General features: G+C 51.5%; 22 protein-coding genes. 6 read left to right on the top strand and 16 right to left on the bottom strand.

The features are described from left to right. Positions 1 to 8: 8 nt before the first annotated feature. The 16 genes from IPH19_05415 to IPH19_05340 form a co-directional block, all read right to left on the bottom strand. Positions 9 to 1,457 (bottom strand): hypothetical protein, encoded by a 1,449-nt coding sequence (locus tag IPH19_05415; protein QQR60812.1) that lies wholly within the window; start codon positions 1,455 to 1,457, stop codon positions 9 to 11. A gap of 18 nt (positions 1,458 to 1,475) precedes the next feature. Continuing rightward, positions 1,476 to 1,883: a ribonuclease HI family protein gene (locus IPH19_05410; protein QQR60811.1), complete on the bottom strand. Its 408-nt coding sequence runs from the start codon at positions 1,881 to 1,883 to the stop codon at positions 1,476 to 1,478. A 120-nt stretch (positions 1,884 to 2,003) separates the two neighbouring features. Beyond that, a complete protein-coding gene (locus IPH19_05405; protein ID QQR60810.1) occupies positions 2,004 to 2,507 on the bottom strand; it encodes a hypothetical protein in 504 nt (167 codons plus the stop codon). A gap of 124 nt (positions 2,508 to 2,631) precedes the next feature. After that, complete coding sequence (locus IPH19_05400; GenBank protein ID QQR60809.1) at positions 2,632 to 3,495, bottom strand: hypothetical protein; 864 nt, start codon at positions 3,493 to 3,495, stop codon at positions 2,632 to 2,634. Between the two features lie 208 nt (positions 3,496 to 3,703). After that, the gene (locus tag IPH19_05395; GenBank protein QQR60808.1) at positions 3,704 to 4,054 is read right to left on the bottom strand and encodes a hypothetical protein; all 351 of its coding nucleotides are present in this window, start codon (positions 4,052 to 4,054) and stop codon (positions 3,704 to 3,706) included. A 5-nt stretch (positions 4,055 to 4,059) separates the two neighbouring features. Continuing rightward, positions 4,060 to 5,424, bottom strand: coding sequence for a single-stranded-DNA-specific exonuclease RecJ (gene recJ, locus IPH19_05390; GenBank protein ID QQR60807.1), 1,365 nt, complete (start codon positions 5,422 to 5,424; stop codon positions 4,060 to 4,062). An 87-nt stretch (positions 5,425 to 5,511) separates the two neighbouring features. After that, a complete protein-coding gene (locus IPH19_05385) occupies positions 5,512 to 5,784 on the bottom strand; it encodes a hypothetical protein (protein QQR60806.1) in 273 nt (90 codons plus the stop codon). Beyond that, a complete protein-coding gene (locus tag IPH19_05380) occupies positions 5,781 to 5,963 on the bottom strand; it encodes a hypothetical protein (protein QQR60805.1) in 183 nt (60 codons plus the stop codon). The genes IPH19_05385 and IPH19_05380 overlap by 4 nt, the downstream gene beginning before the upstream one ends. Before the next feature lie 139 nt (positions 5,964 to 6,102). Next, positions 6,103 to 7,908 (bottom strand): elongation factor 4, encoded by a 1,806-nt coding sequence (lepA, locus tag IPH19_05375; protein ID QQR60804.1) that lies wholly within the window; start codon positions 7,906 to 7,908, stop codon positions 6,103 to 6,105. A 59-nt stretch (positions 7,909 to 7,967) separates the two neighbouring features. Then, positions 7,968 to 8,315, bottom strand: a complete 348-nt coding sequence (locus IPH19_05370) for a hypothetical protein (protein ID QQR60803.1) — start codon at positions 8,313 to 8,315, stop codon at positions 7,968 to 7,970. Positions 8,316 to 8,498: 183 nt separating this feature from the next. Further along, a complete protein-coding gene (gene murJ / locus IPH19_05365) occupies positions 8,499 to 10,136 on the bottom strand; it encodes a murein biosynthesis integral membrane protein MurJ (GenBank protein ID QQR60802.1) in 1,638 nt (545 codons plus the stop codon). Beyond that, positions 10,133 to 10,474, bottom strand: a complete 342-nt coding sequence (locus tag IPH19_05360) for a Rieske 2Fe-2S domain-containing protein (GenBank protein QQR60801.1) — start codon at positions 10,472 to 10,474, stop codon at positions 10,133 to 10,135. Before IPH19_05360 ends, murJ begins: the two co-directional genes overlap by 4 nt. Position 10,475: 1 nt before the next feature. Continuing rightward, positions 10,476 to 10,640 (bottom strand): hypothetical protein, encoded by a 165-nt coding sequence (locus IPH19_05355; GenBank protein QQR60800.1) that lies wholly within the window; start codon positions 10,638 to 10,640, stop codon positions 10,476 to 10,478. Continuing rightward, complete coding sequence (locus tag IPH19_05350) at positions 10,637 to 11,191, bottom strand: glycosyltransferase (GenBank protein ID QQR60799.1); 555 nt, start codon at positions 11,189 to 11,191, stop codon at positions 10,637 to 10,639. Before IPH19_05350 ends, IPH19_05355 begins: the two co-directional genes overlap by 4 nt. Positions 11,192 to 11,219: 28 nt before the next feature. After that, complete coding sequence (locus IPH19_05345; protein QQR60798.1) at positions 11,220 to 12,344, bottom strand: glycosyltransferase; 1,125 nt, start codon at positions 12,342 to 12,344, stop codon at positions 11,220 to 11,222. Position 12,345: 1 nt separating this feature from the next. Further along, a complete protein-coding gene (locus tag IPH19_05340; protein QQR60797.1) occupies positions 12,346 to 12,756 on the bottom strand; it encodes a TrmH family RNA methyltransferase in 411 nt (136 codons plus the stop codon). Between the two features lie 129 nt (positions 12,757 to 12,885). Between IPH19_05340 and IPH19_05335 the strand changes: the two genes are divergently transcribed. The 6 genes from IPH19_05335 (at position 12,886) to IPH19_05310 (ending at position 17,232) form a co-directional block, all read left to right on the top strand. Beyond that, entirely contained in the window at positions 12,886 to 13,119 is a 234-nt protein-coding gene (locus IPH19_05335) for a hypothetical protein (protein ID QQR60796.1), read from the top strand. Between the two features lie 153 nt (positions 13,120 to 13,272). Then, positions 13,273 to 13,581 (top strand): hypothetical protein, encoded by a 309-nt coding sequence (locus IPH19_05330; GenBank protein QQR60795.1) that lies wholly within the window; start codon positions 13,273 to 13,275, stop codon positions 13,579 to 13,581. Positions 13,582 to 13,656: 75 nt separating this feature from the next. Then, positions 13,657 to 14,985: a 23S rRNA (uracil(1939)-C(5))-methyltransferase RlmD gene (gene rlmD, locus IPH19_05325; GenBank protein QQR60794.1), complete on the top strand. Its 1,329-nt coding sequence runs from the start codon at positions 13,657 to 13,659 to the stop codon at positions 14,983 to 14,985. Positions 14,986 to 15,037: 52 nt separating this feature from the next. After that, positions 15,038 to 15,442, top strand: a complete 405-nt coding sequence (locus IPH19_05320; protein ID QQR60793.1) for a hypothetical protein — start codon at positions 15,038 to 15,040, stop codon at positions 15,440 to 15,442. 120 nt (positions 15,443 to 15,562) lie between these two features. Further along, positions 15,563 to 16,420 (top strand): GTPase Era, encoded by an 858-nt coding sequence (era, locus tag IPH19_05315; GenBank protein ID QQR60792.1) that lies wholly within the window; start codon positions 15,563 to 15,565, stop codon positions 16,418 to 16,420. Continuing rightward, a complete protein-coding gene (locus IPH19_05310) occupies positions 16,417 to 17,232 on the top strand; it encodes a hypothetical protein (protein QQR60791.1) in 816 nt (271 codons plus the stop codon). Before era ends, IPH19_05310 begins: the two co-directional genes overlap by 4 nt. Positions 17,233 to 17,258 lie beyond the last annotated feature (26 nt).

Here is a 17,258-nt window from a genome sequence, read left to right as displayed (position 1 = left end):
TAGGTCGATTATAGCACACCCTGCCCCTCGTCCATGGCCTTATTCGAGAGGGCGTTCGCCTGGGCATTCTTTTCATGTTGTGGCTTCATAACGCTTTCTCGAGCCAGTTGAGCAAGTCGTTGTAGTTGTAGTATTTGAGGCGGTACATCTCGCGAGTCATAACCACGAAATTGGTCTATAGCTTGCTCGACGAGAACTAGTACAGCTTCGAGAGATTGGATGGGAATACTAAAGCGCACAGCATTGCTTAAAGCCTCGATGATATATGCGAAAGAAGCAGGCTCTTGAGTCTCGGAATCCTTCAAAAGGTCTTCAGCCACCACCTCGCGCTCACCGCTGAGCTCTGAAGCATGGAACGCAATCTCCTTAAATGACTGCGAAACCAAAAGACGTGAAACGCCTTGCTCAAACGACCGATCCTGAAGCAGGGCAAGCTTTGTAATCGCGTGCATGGCAGAAAATAGCTCATTTGAAAACTGTCTTGTACGCTCCCGAGCCTGTTCTGGGGTCGCGCCCTCTCTCTGAAGTCTGCTCGAATAAGAAGCGAAGGCGATAATCTCCTCAGGCCTGCGGTTCTGTAATTGAGGATCCAATGTTTCACGCACGATCACAGAACCGGCTGTGTCGTTCAAATTTGAATTCCAGCGGGAATTCCCAATAAGATACGCCAACAGTTCATTTTTCACCGAAATGAAGACCTCCTTTTCAAAAGGATCTCGATACGAAACGGTCTGCTCGGGCGCAATCGCGAGATGATAAACATCATGGAATAGTTCATGCTTCGCAAACGCATCACTCGATTCTCCGCCCATATGTGTAATATATTCAGGCGCAAGAACGATCATGCGTCCGAAATCCTTTGCGTCGTCATCTGAAACGGCTGACTGACCTTCCGGAGAAAGAATTTTTATGCCAGCGAGCCCGGGTTCAAATCCTTGAAAATCGCAGATCCGTCGCCATGCGCCCAGATCCTGAACACGAATCATAACGGCACCAAGTGATGTAATTTCTATCTCCGGGGGAAATCCGCCAAGCTCTTCCACCGACCCCGCAAGCCCCTCGTAAAACGTTTGAGCGAGCGACTGGCAACGGACCCTATACTCAGGACTAACGGACTGTATCGCCTCTTTCATCCGATGCATGCTGCCGGTGAGAATTTTTCTCTGACTCGTATTCAACTCAGTCCCAATCTCATCCATCTTCTGATCAAGCTCTTCAACCGATGGACTAAAACCCGAATCAAACAAATGAGTCAGGCTATCCTGGAGCGCCTCACCAAATACAGCATTCGACATATACCGCTGCTGCTCTGCCCCCGAGAAATGAAGTTCAACCGTTGAGCCAAATGACTTGGTTAACGCAGGGGTACTCTCGACGGCAGATCGAACTTCCATGAAGCGCCCACTCTTCGTCGCGGGGGATGTTGCGTGATGCGATAGCTCAAATGGATTCGACATACCCCAATAATACCATCTTTACCTTGTGATACCCTCGTCCATCGCCTTATTCGACAAGGCATCCGCATGTTCATTCTGAGCTCTTTTCACATGCCTAAACTTCACCGATCCGATCTGCCGCACTAAATCCTGAACTTGGGCAAAAAGCGGCTTAATATTTACGTGCTTCACTTTATATTCGCCATTCGCCTGCTTGATCACGAGCTCGCTATCAGCCACAACTTCCGCAGACTCCGCCTTCAAATGCTTCGCGCGCTGCAATCCCAGAATCACGGCTTCATATTCTGCCTGATTATTGGTCTTCACACCCAAAAACTTGGCATGTTCCTCCAACACCTTCCCTTTTGCGTCCTCGATAACAACACCGATCCCAGCCGGTCCCGGATTCCCTCGAGCACCTCCATCGGTACGGATAATGACATGCATGGCGGGATTCTAGCGCGAAAATCGTCAATAACCAAAAACGCGTCCCATGCTCAATCCTTTTTCAGGAGAACAAGAGACGCGAGAACTTACGACGTTACAAACAGCACGATATTTCCTGGATCAGTAACTCGTAAAAAGAAAGTGGGTTCCGTTAAGCCAAAGATGCTCATATTCAGCCGAGTCAAGACAGAGATCTTGTCCGATCTGATACGCATGCGGAACAAAGTACTTGGTTCTGGAAAAGAACAGACTTCCACGTTTGCGATACTGGAAACCAAGGCAAACAGTCCGGACATCACGCATCTTCTCAACGTATTGAGCGATGAACGTGTAATACTCCCAAGGAAACAACGGACGCAGTGAGTGCGAACGGCCCCAACGAATCACATCATCTGAAGCAACGATCCGTGTTGGATCGATAACAGCACTAACGACATCAATCCTTCCTGTGACAGGCTTGATATGGGCAATTGCAGGATGAAGCACTCCGCCATTGACCCGACGATCGAGCTGGCTGCAAACGCCATAGAACAGCGATTGATACATCTGGTACGTCGGCCACTCGATCAATTCGACATTGATCGGATAGACCCGCTCCATGAGCACCTCCTTTGAAAAGGACAAAAATATTTTAATCATATTTCATCAATTTTGTCAACCGCTCTGTAGTCGATCTGGCATCGATATCACAAACGAAAACAGCCCGTACCAGTAAGTCGGTACGGACTGCCAAGTAGAAACGCTCAACCTACAACGGACCCGTCTTCTTGACCAAGAGAATTCGGTCGTTTTCTTGCAGGACATGATTACGGTACACGAGACCACAGTTCAAGCTGTCGTTTGCAAAACGACGGACAGCATCACAATGCCGATCAAGCGATGGGCCGCTCATCCGGTGAAGGTGGCGAATAGCACCCTCATTGTGGATCTCAAGATAGACATCCACATCTTCATGACGAAATGAGTACGGCGATGAGTGCAGCCTGGATGCGCCGAGCGCGATGATCGAATTCCCGTTGTTCACAGACCAAGGGTGCTGTGCCGCAAATGCGGCCATCTCCAACTCCATTGCAAACCGGAATCCTCGCCGGTCTGCATAGGCAGCAAGAGGCTCCAAGACATCGCAAATCCCAGAAGCCAAAAAGTGGTGGGGAACCGGCGCAATGAACACATCGCGATTCTGATCGCAATCAAGATGAGGCGCGCAGTCGCGATCAGGGTTTGACTTGTACAGAACCTCATCCTTGCAGGATCTGTGCCGAGTCCAATTGTAACGATATCCTCTCAAAGAAAAGAATTCGTCATTCTCAAACCATGGCTGATCGCAGCCGAACCCATTCTTGGTCGGGGGGTGAAATGGACATCGGACGATACGGCGCAAGGTAGGGAGATCCGCATCGATATCGACAACGATCCTGTGAAGATAGTCATCGAAGTTCATTTTGAGAAAATCTTTTCTCCCCTGGTCGAACTCGCTTCTCAGGCCAGATTCACTCGCCATCGGAACCTGCTGGCTCAGACGATAGCGCTGATCTGCTTCGTAAGTCTTTTCTGCGGTCTCCGCCCTCGATAGCGCCGCCGCTTCCAGAGGACTACGTGTGCTCCAGCTCATATCAGCCTCCCGTCACGGTATTGCCGTGAACCGCGTCCTTTGAAAGGCACTCAATCATGGACACAGACCATCCGCGCCCACAAGTCGACCTCCAAGGACCACTTCCGAACTAAAATTAGCCAAAATAGTGAAAATTTTGACTAACGATCAACTATACTAAAAAACAGCTATTTTGTCAAATTCTTGGCTAACGCAAAGCATTTTCTATTTATGCGCTCGCCCGAAAATCAATCAATCGACATTCCGCCGTCCTCCGCCCATTCCACTCATTAATCGAAAGATTATAAACAACATCAATCTCTTTCCCCATCAAAGCTTCAAGAATTCGACCACCCATCTTAAAACCAACCGCCTTCACCGCTCTCCCCGAACCATCCGCAAGCTGCATCCGTAAATGATTTCCCGTCGAACCCATCGTGTCGGAAGAAAGAATCTTGCAGCGCTTGGATAAAAAAATCGGAAGCGCATTTCCCATTCCATATGGTTCCAATCGCTTCACCGCTTCCGCCACATCCATCGCAACCGCAGCCAGCGTCATTTCTGCATCGATAGAAAGCAACGGCGTCAGCTCTTCGGCAGAAATCGATCGCGCATGCTCTTTAACCGATCACTGAAAACTGACAACTGATCACCGTCTGTCAATGCAAATCCGCAAGCCTGCACATGACCACCGCTTCTTGTCAGAATTCCTTCACCAGAAGCTTTCACGGCATCCGTAATATTATAAGTCGATATCGATCTCCCCGACCCAATCCAATGATCCCCATGCTTTCCGACAGCGACCACCGGTCGAGAAAACTTCTCCATAAATCGTCCAGCAACGAGTCCGACAAGAGCCGGCGACCAATTCTCTTTCCAAACCACAATCACATTATCCTTCACATCATCACCAACGATTTTTTCCGCCTCCACCATCATTTTCTTCGTCGCGTCTTGTCTCGCTTTGTTTAAATCCTCTAGTTCTCTCGCGATAAGCCGCGCTTCATCCATCGATTCTGAAAGTAAAAGTCGAAGCGCAACCGTCGCATGGTCCATGCGTCCCGCGGCATTAATACGCGGCCCGATCGCAAAACCGACGGTCTCGGAAGTAATCTGCCCAGGCTCAACACCCGCCATTTCAAATAGCGCCAAAAATCCCGGTCTCTTGGTTTTATTCAAAACCGTAAGCCCAAATGTCTCAAGCACGCGATTCTCCCCGACCAACGGCACCATATCCGTCACCGTCGCAATCGCCACAAGATCCAGCAGCCACTTTTCCCACCCCTCCACAAAATCCAACCCGCGCTCACGCGCCCGAGTCAGCAAAGCACAGGCAAATTTATACGCAACGCCAACCGCCGCGAGATGCTTGAACGGATACGTCTCTTCCGGCAAACCTGGATGAATCAGATGTCCGTCCGGAACCGTTTCACCAAACGTATGATGATCAACGACAATCGTATCGATCCCGTCTATTTTTGCTAAGGCAATCTCCTCAACACAGGCAATCCCGCAGTCAACCGTAATGATTAAAGCCGTTCCCCTTTCTTTCAATTTAGGAACCGTGTCGCGATGCAATCCATACCCCTCCTTGTCGCGATGCGGAATATAATAATCCACCACAGCCTCGCTTCCCATTTTTTTGGCGATCTCTTTCAAAACATTGATAATCAAGGTCGATCCCGTCACACCGTCCGCATCATAATCACCATGAACGGTAATCCTCTCCCCTTTTTCCATCGCATCAAAAACGCGTACCACCGCCGCCTCCATTTGTCGGAACTGTAGGGCATCATGAACATGGTGCTCCCAGGACGGCGAGAGAAATGCATCCGCCTCAGCCCGCTCCCGAATTCCGCGATTCCATAACAACTGCGCCACGATCGGTTGGCCGATAGTTTGAACAAATTCCGGCGGACAAGATTCCGCCACCTGCCAACGCTTTTCCATGAGTCAGCATTGTCGCAATCCGGCATGCCTCGTGGAAGATAAAAAGCAAGACCCCGACCGACAGTCGTCGAGCGGGGTCATAGAGCTTCAGATTCCACCAAGAATGTAGCGCTGAAGAGCGCGTGCGAGCCTCTCGTCCTCAGTCTCGCCAGGCTTGCCATGGTCGAGCGAGCGCTCGATCCTGATGATGAGATCGATCTGCTCTTCCGTGTAGTCGCCGAGCTTCACAGGGACGGCATCCCGATCGATGATCTGCGAAGGCTGACAAAACGATTGATCCGAACGCAGCTCCTGTTCGTAGCGGATGACGCGTTCACGCATTTCTGCGCGCAGCTCTGGCGTGATCGAGGCGCCGCTCACGACGCTTCCTCGTCGAGGAAACGGCAGTCGGCATTCGCCATCTCGCGCAGCTCGCGAGGCGACAGAAGGCCGGTGGTCTTGGTCGGACCGCGCCACCACACTGGGCGTTGCGGTTCACGATCCTCGACCTCTTCGCATGCACTGGACAAGGACGTATCCACGTCTTTTTTTGGCGACACGAAATCCTCCGTGTAATTAGTTCAGGAACGGTCCCACTAAGAATAAAATGGTTGCAAAGATCATGAATCCTGCAAACACTTTAACGATCAGCGGGTGGCCTTGTTTAGATAACATAGATATCGATAGAAATCAAGGGTACTATCCGCGGCGCAATACTTTGATAAACGCATCCGGCGGAATCTCAACCGAGCCTTTTCCATGCGCCAACATACGTTTCTTACCCTTCTTCTGCTTCTCCAGCAATTTCATTTTACGCGTGACATCTCCGCCATACAAGTAACCCGTCACATCTTTGCGGAAGGCAGAGATTCTTTCCGACGCAATAATCTTGGCTCCAACAGAAGCCTGGAGCTTGATCACGAACTGCTGCCGCGGCAGCTCTTCCTTCAAGGTCTCGACAATTTCCTTGCCGCGTCGCTGAGCCTCGCTTGAATGAAGCAGCGTCGCCAAAGCTTCTACGGGCTCATCAGCAACCATAATCGTGAGCTTCACCACATCCGATTCACGATAATCCATGAACTCATAGTTGAGCGATGCGTATCCAGCCGTCACACCTTTCAGTTTGTCATAAAAATCGACGATAACCGAGGCCAGCGGCATTTCATAATGCAAAAGCGCACGAGTCACATCCAGATATTCCGTATTCTTGTAAATACCGCGTCGATCCTGAACAAGAGCCATAACATTTCCCAAATATTCCTTTGGACACAAAATATCGACTCGCGACCAAGGCTCGCGCGTCAGCTCGATACGGGACGGATCAGGAAATCCGCTCGGCGATTTCACTGACATCTCCGTTCCATCCGTCAACAAAACTTCATATCCTACAGACGGCGTCGTAATAACGACGTCCATATTGAATTCACGGCTCAAACGCTCCTGCACGATTTCCAAGTGCAGCATGCCAAGCAAACCAACGCGGAAACCAAATCCAAGAGCCATCGAGTGTTCCGGCTCAAATGTCAGTGCTGCATCATTCAATTTCAATTTCAAAATCGCATCGCGCAATTTCTCGTATTCATTTCCTTCTTGCGGAAACACGCCGGCGTATACCATCGGACGCGCATCCTTATAACCGGCCAACGCCTCCGTCTCACTTGCCTGCGACGCGCTCACAACCGTATCACCGACACGCACAGCCCCAATATCTTTCAAACCCGTCACAAGATAACCAATATCCCCCGCCTCCATATGCCCGCTAGAAAAATGCTGCGGATTCATGTAGCCGATCTCTAATGCCGATCCAATCGCCTTGGAAGCTTTGAATGCGACGCCGCTATTTTTCTCAAGATGTCCGTCAATACAACGTACATAAGCCACAACACCCTGATAGTCGTCGTACTTGGAATCAAAAATCATCGCGCGGAATGGCTTCTCGCGTGAACCCTGCGGCGGCGGAACATCTTTTACGATACGTTCCAAAATCTCCGGAACACCCGCACCCGACTTTCCCGAAGCTGACAAAATCTCTTCACGCTTGCAGCCAATCAACTGCATCAACTCAGCAGCACGACGCTCCACATCCGAGTTTGGCAAATCGATTTTATTCAGCACCGGGATAATCGTCAGATTCTGCTCAATCGCCAAATACAAGTTAGCGATCGTCTGCGCCTGAACGCCCTGTGTCGAGTCAACTAGCAAAACCGCACCTTCAACGGCAGCGAGTGAACGCGAGACTTCATAATTAAAGTCGACGTGTCCAGGCGTGTCGATCAAATTAAGCTCATATTCCGTACCATCCTTGGCCTTGTAAGCCATGCGCGCCGGCTGAAGCTTGATCGTAATACCGCGCTCGCGCTCCAAATCCATGGTATCGAGCAATTGCTCCTTCATCTTGCGCTTCTCGATCGTTCCCGTGATCTCAAGCAAACGATCGGCAAGCGTAGACTTGCCGTGATCAATATGGGCGATAATGCAAAAATTGCGGATGCGAGACTGTTCCATTGGGCCTCAATCTAGCGGAAAATCGAACGCCCGTCCAGAGTTCTGGACGGGCGCACTGTTCAGTCGCTGTCGATGCAGCAATCGCTCCGATCTGCGAGCCGTTCTCGATAGTGAAGATCCGAATACCTGTAGGGATCGAATTGCCGGGCCCGCAGCCAGCGCAGCACCTCGGCAAAACCGTAGTCGTAGTCCTTGAACGGCTCCTTGACCTCAGGGTAGGTCACTCGGCCGCTGATCACGATTCCCACCGCCCAATTGCCCGGCACGCCGATACAGCGGATACGGTTCAGGAGATCCTGGGCCTTTCGCTTGTCGGAGAAGGCGGAGAAGATCTCCTCGACCAGCAGATGATAGCTGATCTTCTCGGGTACAGGCTCGATGCACGGCGTCGTGACGCGCCACTTCAAGTTCTCAGCATGCGGTAGCCAAGTACCATCGTTTTTATTTCGTCCATCATCGAGATGACAGACGGCGCATCTCCGCCTCTCGTAAGGCGAACCCTCGTATTCGGGCTTTGATTCCCAAACATGCTCGGGCATAAAACCTCCGTTTCAAGCCAGAGATGATAGAATCAAATTATTACCTCGCTGTCAATGGGTCTTAGCCATGCCGCTCGCTTCCTCAGCCCCCTCGGCAACTTTAGCCTTTTTAAACAAGCGTCTCTCTGCTGCCATGCGAAATTCAACCAATTCCGGCGATCGGACCAGCCAAGCCGTCAGCAAAAAAGCGCATCCGCCTGCCAGCAATGTTCCGCTTGTCTGTAAAACAACTTGCCAAGTCGTTTCCAGGTTATAAATCGTTCCCAACCATTGGCGTACCGGAAACGCCGCCGTGCAAAGCGCGACGGTCGCAATCGCGGTTTTGTATGTGGAAATAAGCGACTCCCCTTTTCCAAGTTGGCCAAATAATCGACGTAAAAACAATCCAAGCAGCAAACACTGCACAAGAGCGGCAGCGGAAAATGCCATCGCCAACCCCATCACGCCAAACGGCTCGCGTAAAAAAAATGCCAAACCGATAAGCACGGCTTCAGCTGCGACACTGATCCAAAATGGCGTCCACGTATCCTGCAGCGCATAAAACGCTCGCGCGAGAAGCGGCACAAGCGACTGCGCAAGCAATGAAACAGCAAACCAAGCGAGCGCATCCGCGGTACGAATCGTGTCATTCCAATTAAATTGGCCGTCTCCAAGTGCCAAACGCACAATCTGCGCACGAAGCAGAATAAATATAGCCGTCGCGGGAATAATTAAAAAAATTACTTTACGCGCAGCAGCAGACAGCGCGTTGCGATAGCCATCATCATCTTCAACGGCATGCGCTTTTGATAAGGCCGGAAATGCCGCAATCGCAAACGAGATACCGATCAAGCCAACCGGAAACATCTGCAAATTATTCGCAAGATTAAAAACAGAAACGGCACCTGGCTCAATCGTGGTAGCGATGGACAGCAAAAAAACCAAATTAACCTGTGAAATACCGAGAGCCGCGGTACGCGGACCCATCAACGCGATAATTCGTCTGACGCCTCTGGAAGAAAAAGACGGCCACGGCAATTTCCCAAGTGGGAAAGAACCTAGAGTCGATGCCTGGACCAAAAAATGCATTACGGCTCCAAACACAACGCCATAAGCAGCTCCCAAAATACCCATGTGAGGCGCCAGAACCATCGTTCCGACAACAATTCCCAAGTTATAAAACACCGGCGCAAGCGCAAAACCGACATAACGCTTCATCGACTGCATCACTCCGCCGATCACTGCTGAAAGTCCTAGCAAAAACGGTGAGATCGACATGACGCGCGTCAGCTCAATCGTTTTTGCAAGCGTATCCGCATCAAATCCCGGAACAATCATCGGTAAAATCGCAGGCGCAAATAACGCCACAAAAGCACTCGCAACAGCAAGACAGGCTCCGACCGTCGTTAAAACTTGTCCCGCGAGCTTAGCCGCCGCATCCTTTCCCTTGGTTTCCAAATACTCGGTAAAAACCGGAATAAATCCGGCAGAAATGGCACCAAGAATCAGCAAGTTATAAACCGTATCTGGCAAACGAAACGCCGCATAATACGCATCAAGCGATGCTCCAGCGCCAAATGTCCCGGCTAAAACACGATCGCGTACCAATCCGAGCAAACGGGAAGCAAGCGAGGAAGCACCGACAATAAATGCCGCAGCCGTAAGGCCGTCGGTCTCCCCATTCCAGACGCGTTTAAACCAGGTGATCATGCAAAGGGATCTTCAGGCAATTCTAGCACGCCAAACAACTGTCCATTCTCCTCGATTATTTCAATCGCCTTCAAAAATGTCCCTTCCGGCGCCTGTCCGTCAACCGCGGCTCCGGTACACGGATCAAAATCCGCTCCATGCCATCGGCAGCGGAATGTCCCGCCGCCATGCAGCTCAACCGGTCCGCCCATATGCGTACAGCGGTTCACATACGCTTTGATCACGCCATCGCGATTATAAGCGATACCTTTCGTAGCCGGACCAAAAGAAAACGCCCGCGTCGATCCGGGAGCCAGCTCGCCGATCGCACAAATCGGCATTCGACAAACAATAGCCATGCTAACGCTTGGGTTCTTCACCGCCCATCTCGTACTGATACGGCAATTCACGGAATGGACCTTTCGTCATCATGTAAATTTCTCCGTAAATATATTTTGCCGCAATTCTCCATCGACCATCTTTCTCAAAGCGTCGCACGGAAACAAGCAGCGGCTGCGTTCTCATCTGACGGAAACGGAAACCATTTTTGTGTGCACGCTGGACATATTCACAATCCTCGATAAAAACAACCTGTTCATCAAATCCCCGATCGCTTCATGTACATGACGTTTCGCAAGAATGCACGCGCCAGGCGCATGCGGCCGCACCGTTTCCGTTGCACGAACAAAATAGTTGTAGACATCGTGACCAAAATGGTCATCGGAACGATCAGACAATGGCTCAAGCTCGCAAGTCGCAACATCAGCACCTCGGCGATCAAACTCCGCCACAACATCGTCTAAAAATCGGTTACTGGACGGCAGAACATCCGCATCCATAAAAAACAACAAATCACCCTTAGCAACCTTTGCACCAAGATTGCGGCCTGGTCCCGGCATACCGCCATCAATCACAAACGCGCCCATGGACGCAGCAATCTCGCGCGTTTTATCGGTAGAAAAAGCATCAGCGACAATAATCTCGAAACCCTGATATGTCTGGGCCGCAAGAGCCCCAAGAAGTCTGGGTAAAAGCAATTCTTCGTTCTTGGTCGGAATAACGATAGAAACCTTCATAACAACAGCCAATCTAACAAAAAACCGCTTATCTGTCGAGTCTTACAGATGTCGCGAGATCAAGCAATTTTGCTGCAATCCTCATCGAGGAATCTGCTGTTACAGAACGCTTGGCACGCTTGCCAACTTCCTGTCGCGCCTCGCGATGTTCCAACCAATACATCACCGCCGACGGCATCGCTTTTGCATCAGGAACATAACTTCCAAATCCGGAATCGCAAACCAATCGCATATTTCCATATTCCTGTCCGGGGATATAGTCGTAAATCACCATGGGTAGCCCGGCGAGACATCCTTCAATAATCGATCCCGGGCCTCCTTTGGTCACCAACACATCCGCTGCCGACATCATCTCAGGTAAATTTGAAACAAAACCATGTACTTCAACTGGAATAGAAAACGACCCCGCTTCAAGCTCCTTCTGTAATTTGATATTTCTTCCGCAAATCACCACGAGCCGTGCGGCGATCTTGGCCTCCGCCATCGCGCGCACATATGTTCCAAGTCCGCCCATCCCGTCTCCCCCGCCAACACACAACACAACCGGCTCTTTCCAACCAAAAGACGTTCGCAGCGCTTCACGATCATGATGCAATTCCATCGCGCGCGGATGCAGCGGCTGCCCCATCACAGAAACACGCTCCGCTTTTACGCCTAACGCCATCGCACGATCCCTGGCGGCTTCCGTCGGCACAGAAATCCAATCCGCATCCTCGTCATACCAAGTTGCATGACCCGTCACTAAATCCGTTACAACGATACTAAACGGAATCGGTTTCCCGGAAGCCCGGATAGCTCGCGATACCGCCCGCGTCATGAACGGATGAATGCTCACGATTAAATCTGACTGATCTTTGGTAACAAGTTCAATCATGCGCCGCTTCATAACCGGCCAAAACACATCGGCCATTAAACGCGCACGGCGCTTGCCATTGGTTAGATACCAGCTAAATGCCCAAACCCAACGTAAATGCCGCATCGCAAACGTATAGATTTGCGGGGAGTGGGACAATGGCCACGTCGATGTCTCGATCAGGGCATCGCGGATAATGATCTCGATGGAAGGATCCAGTCGTTTCAACGCCGCTTCTATCGCAACAGCGGCACTCCGATGTCCGCCTCCCGTATCCGATATTAAAAGTAAAACACGCATACTAGCCTCGAGCATTCAAAACCGCCCAAGCCGCAATACCAGCCGCAACCGCCACATTCAACGATTCCTTAATCCCATGTTGGCCAATCTTGATCGTCCCTTCACATCTCTCGATAAGTGATGGCGGAACCCCCGTTGTCTCCGTACCGAGCAATATCGCCAAGCGATCCGGTGGCGCAAACTTGGCTAAATCAATAGCTGTTTCTGTTAGCTCAAGAGCGTACACGGGAATCTCCTGTTCACGCAGTTTACGAAATACCTCGGAAATATCCGTCACGGCTTCAAAAGGGACAGCCAGCTCCGCCCCCAAAGCAACCTTGGAAATACGGGCATCGGGCGGCGCAGCTGTAAAACCCGCCAACCAAAGCTTGGCTACCCCTAGAGAATCGCAGGCGCGAAACAAGGCCCCCACGTTCTCGAGGGACCTGATATCATGGGCAATGAGATGTAGCTCCCGTCTCATGGTTGACAAAATGGCCTAAATGGAGTATAAATTCAAGTCCCTTAGCCGACAATCCGCCGGCTTGGACGAGGAGAACCCATGCGACCCATGGAACGGCAGACCTTCGAAGACGACATCGTGTTCGAGCACTCGGACATGAGCGACATCACGGCCGCGTTCCACTGCGGCCTCAAGAACCTCACTTTCCTTGGAATCTGGACGCGCGGCACCAACCTCGCATTCATGCGCGGCCGCGCCGCGCGCGAGGGCCGACCCATCATCGACCTCCCCGACGCCTCGGCGTTCACCACCACCTTCACCGCCGAGGCCTGAAGCCTCGACCCTCTGCCAAAGCCGATGGTACTCACCATCGGCTTTTGCTTTGCTCATGGCAGATTGGATTGACAGATCATATCTCGAGAATTACGTTGTAACCCCGGCGACATACTGTCATGCCGCCGATCTTTCAAGGGAAGAAGGAGTGCGATGATCAAAGACCCGTGCGAAAAATGTTCGGTGCCCTATGGGCACGATAGCAACTGCCCGACCATCATCAAGGACGAGGTCGAGCAGCTCTCCGCCAACGCGGAGTGGACGCGCGGCTACAACGCCGCCGCAGCCAGTGTGGATGCCAACGCCGAGGACAAGCGCAGCGAGCACTACATGCTCGGCCGCAAGGTCTACGAGCTCGAGGTTTCCGGCCGTATGCCCAAGCGCCGCAAGCGCGTCATCCGCGCGCCCGCCAAGAGCGAGCCTCGCCTGGCGGCCATCAGCTCGCTCCGCGCCGACACCTGAGTCCTCTCCTCTTCTCTTATCTACTTCGAACGGCCATCTCTTCTCGAGACGGCCGTTTCGTGTTTTCATGCGACCATGAAATTTGGCGATATCATCCGCGGAACCGTAACCGGCCTCGACGACAAAGGCCGCGGTCTTATCGATCCCAACATCCTCATCCCCTTCACCACTCCGGGCGATGAAGTAGAAGCAACCTTCATCAAGCGCGACAAAGGTCATAAAATCGCCCGTCTTTCCAAAGTCGAAAAACCTTCAGTCGACCGCGTAGAAACGCCTTGCCCTCACGCCGGAACCTGCGGCGGCTGTCTTTGGCAACACATGGCATACGACGCGCAAATCAAAATGAAGCTCATGATGATCAATCGCGCTTTTGAGCATGCGGGACATGAAGAGCGCATCGAAAAAATTGAATCAGCTCCGGACACCTTTTATTATCGCAATCGAATGGACTACGTTTTTGGCTGGAAAGGCGAGCTGGGTTTAAAAGAATATGGTCAATGGAATCGCTATATCGATCTGTCGACTTGCATGCTGCTCGATAAAGAAACGCCAACCATCCTGCAAATCGTCCGCGATCTCGTCACAGAATTCAAACTCGAACCTTGGGATTCCAAAAAATACACGGGCGATGTCCGCTACACCGTCATTCGTCTCGGCAAAAATACCAATGAACGAATGCTCATTTTCTTGGTGCACGATTTTAATCGCGTAAACGATGAAATGCGCGCCGAGATCGTAAAACGACTCTCCCCGCTCTGCACCACAATTTACCTTGGCGAAAATCCGGAAATCACCGACGTCTCCTACGCCAAATCTTTCATCTTGCTCCACGGCAATGAATATCTGAACGAAGAAACAAATGGCATCCGCTACGCCATCCACCCAAACTCTTTTTTCCAAACAAATACCGCGATGGCAGCCAAACTCCAATCAACCGTTCTCGATTTGATTCCATCCAAAGGCAAACTCCTCGATCTGTATTGCGGTCTCGGCTTCTTTGGCATTGCCGCAGCCAAACGTGGGAATACCGTCTATGGTCATGAGCTCGATGCTTTTGCTATCGAACTCGCTCATAAAAATGCAGACGCAAACGGCGTCGCCGATAAAACCCGCTGGGGCGCTGGTCCAACCGAAGCTCTTGATTGGTCCACGGAAAAACCCGACGCCGTCATCATCGATCCGCCACGCGCCGGCCTCCATCCAAAAGCCCTTCAAGCCCTCATCGAAAATGAACCGCCGATGATCGTTTATGTTTCCTGCAACTTCCATCGTCTCGTCGATGAATTAAAGCAACTCAAAACCAAGTACAAAGTCGAGTCCCTCCAAGCTCTCGACCTCTTTCCACATACCCCGCATGTCGAGGTCGTAGTTCGATTGTCATTGCGAGGAACGAAGCAATCTTGAGCGTTGACATAAAGAATAAAATATGATTAGCTAACGCTCGGAGGTTAGCCGAATGCGCAACATCGATCCTTCCCTCGTCACCCTTCTCGATCAGGTCCGCAAGGCCTACGAGTCGATCCCGGAGCGCTTCCGCAAGGAAACCACCGTCGCCGTCTTGATACGCGTCATCGCGTATCTCGTACCAGGTGTCGTAGCCGTAGACGGCTTCCATCGTCCAGGCGGTGATCCTCACGCATGGCTCAACGTCAACGGACATCCAGCCTACATCATCGATCTTCTACCGCCAGAGATCCATCCAGGACCTGTGATCGTACACGTCGGAAAGCGGAACATCTACGCCAACATGTATGTTCCGTCGCCACATCTGACGCAGGAGTGCGATGCTGACAGCGAAATCGCCGTGAACGAAATCATCGGAGCAACAGAAGGCGCTCGCCGCTTCCTCTCCATGCCCTGATCGAGCTCAGCTCGACTGACCACCTGCCCCGCCCGTCGACAGCTGTCGGCGCGCGGGGCATCTGCATTTTTATCTAGTTTTACAGTTTACAGCTTACAGTTTACAGACTAATATAATCACATGAAATCCGGTTTCGTCGTGCTGGCTGGCCGCTCAAATGTAGGCAAATCCTCGCTTTTGAACTCCCTCGTCGGCTCCAAGGTCGCCATTGTCACACCCAAACCCCAAACCACGCGCCGTCCGGTGCGCGGTATTTTGCATGACGCTCGCGGTCAAATCGTCTTTGTGGATACTCCAGGCGTTTTCCTCGGCAAAAAAGACGAGCTTTCGCAAAAGCTAAACGCATCCGTAAAAGAACAGCTGGAAGGAATCGACGTCGTCGTCTACGTCACCGACCCAACACGCGAGCCAGGTGCCGAAGAAGACAACATCCAGCGTATCCTCCGCAAACTTCCGACGCCGATCATCCTTGCGATCAACAAGATGGACTTGTCCGAGGAAAAGCGACCGCACACAAATGCCATGCGCCGCATCGACGTTGGTCAAAAAGAAGTCATCGAAGTTTCCGCCAAGCGCCGTTCCGATTTGAACCGCCTCGTCGACTCTATTTTTGAAATGCTTCCGGAAGGCGAACCGTTCTACCCGGATCTCCAAATCACCGACATGGCGCACAAGGAATGGCTTGAAGAATTGATCCGTGAAAAAGTTTTCATGCGTCTCGAGCAAGAACTCCCCTACTCCGTTCACATTGAAGTAACGGACATCGGCGATCGCGACAATGGCAGCAAGTACGTGGCCGCCACGGTGTGGACAACAGAAGATCGATACAAGGGTATGATTATTGGAGCCAAGGCCTCGATGCTCAAACAAATCGGAATCGATGTACGCCGTGAGTTGGAAGATGTCACCGGCATGCGTGTCTATCTTGAATTCACCGTCAACGTCGATCCAAAATGGCCGCAACGCTTCACCGTATGAACTCCCGTAACCCCTTTGAAAAAAACTATCATCGCCAGCAAAGCATGCGCGATGCGAGTGCATTGGCGGAAAATGTCCGTCGACGCGGGGAATATGAAAAAAATCTTGCCGCTCATGCAGAACGCATGCTCGGCCTGCAGTCGGTACTGGAGCATCTTTCCAAGCCGCGCTCGCAAGATGTTGAGCCATACTTTGAAAAAAATGTTCCGTCGCCAAAAAATCGCGTAGAACTGTGTAAAGATTTCTTTCGATACAACATCTGGGACGTAGAACCCGTTCTCCTCGATGAGCTCGCTGCTGCACGCCAAGCGCGCGACCAAGCCCGCATCGATGAAATCCGTAAAATCATTCGCGCCGCCAGCTGGATGAAGCATGACCGCACCAATGAAAAGATCGCCGTGCAGGTCGCCAAAGAAAAAGCCGAGATGTTTCTCATGGACCATGAAATCCGCCACACCATGTTAAGCGAAGAAGGGTTTAACAAAGAGGCGGAAAAAATGGACCCCGATTTAATCGGCATCAAACAAGTCATTGAAAGCCTCGACGGATTCGCCGCCATCGGCAAAGACGCCGAACCATCCATCCGCTACGTAGAAGCAGCACTCGAACATGACTGGGATGAATTCCTAAAAGCTCTCAAAGAAGAAAAAGCCCCTTGGCCCGAAAATCCGGGAGTAAAGCTGGAGGGCAAAGTCGCCGACCTAGCCGAGCGCATCAAAGCCTGGCGCATGATCCGAGATCAGCTCTACTATCAGCGTTACAATGAAAACCTGAGCAAGATCGGCAGACTGCACGCAGAGGCCGCCGAATAAAAAAACTTCCCCGATCGGGGAAGTTT

Source organism: Candidatus Uhrbacteria bacterium (assembly GCA_016699205.1).
Lineage (GTDB): Bacteria > Patescibacteriota > Patescibacteriia > 2-12-FULL-60-25 > 2-12-FULL-60-25 > CAIXDN01.
This window is presented reverse-complemented; position numbering and strand designations above follow the sequence as displayed.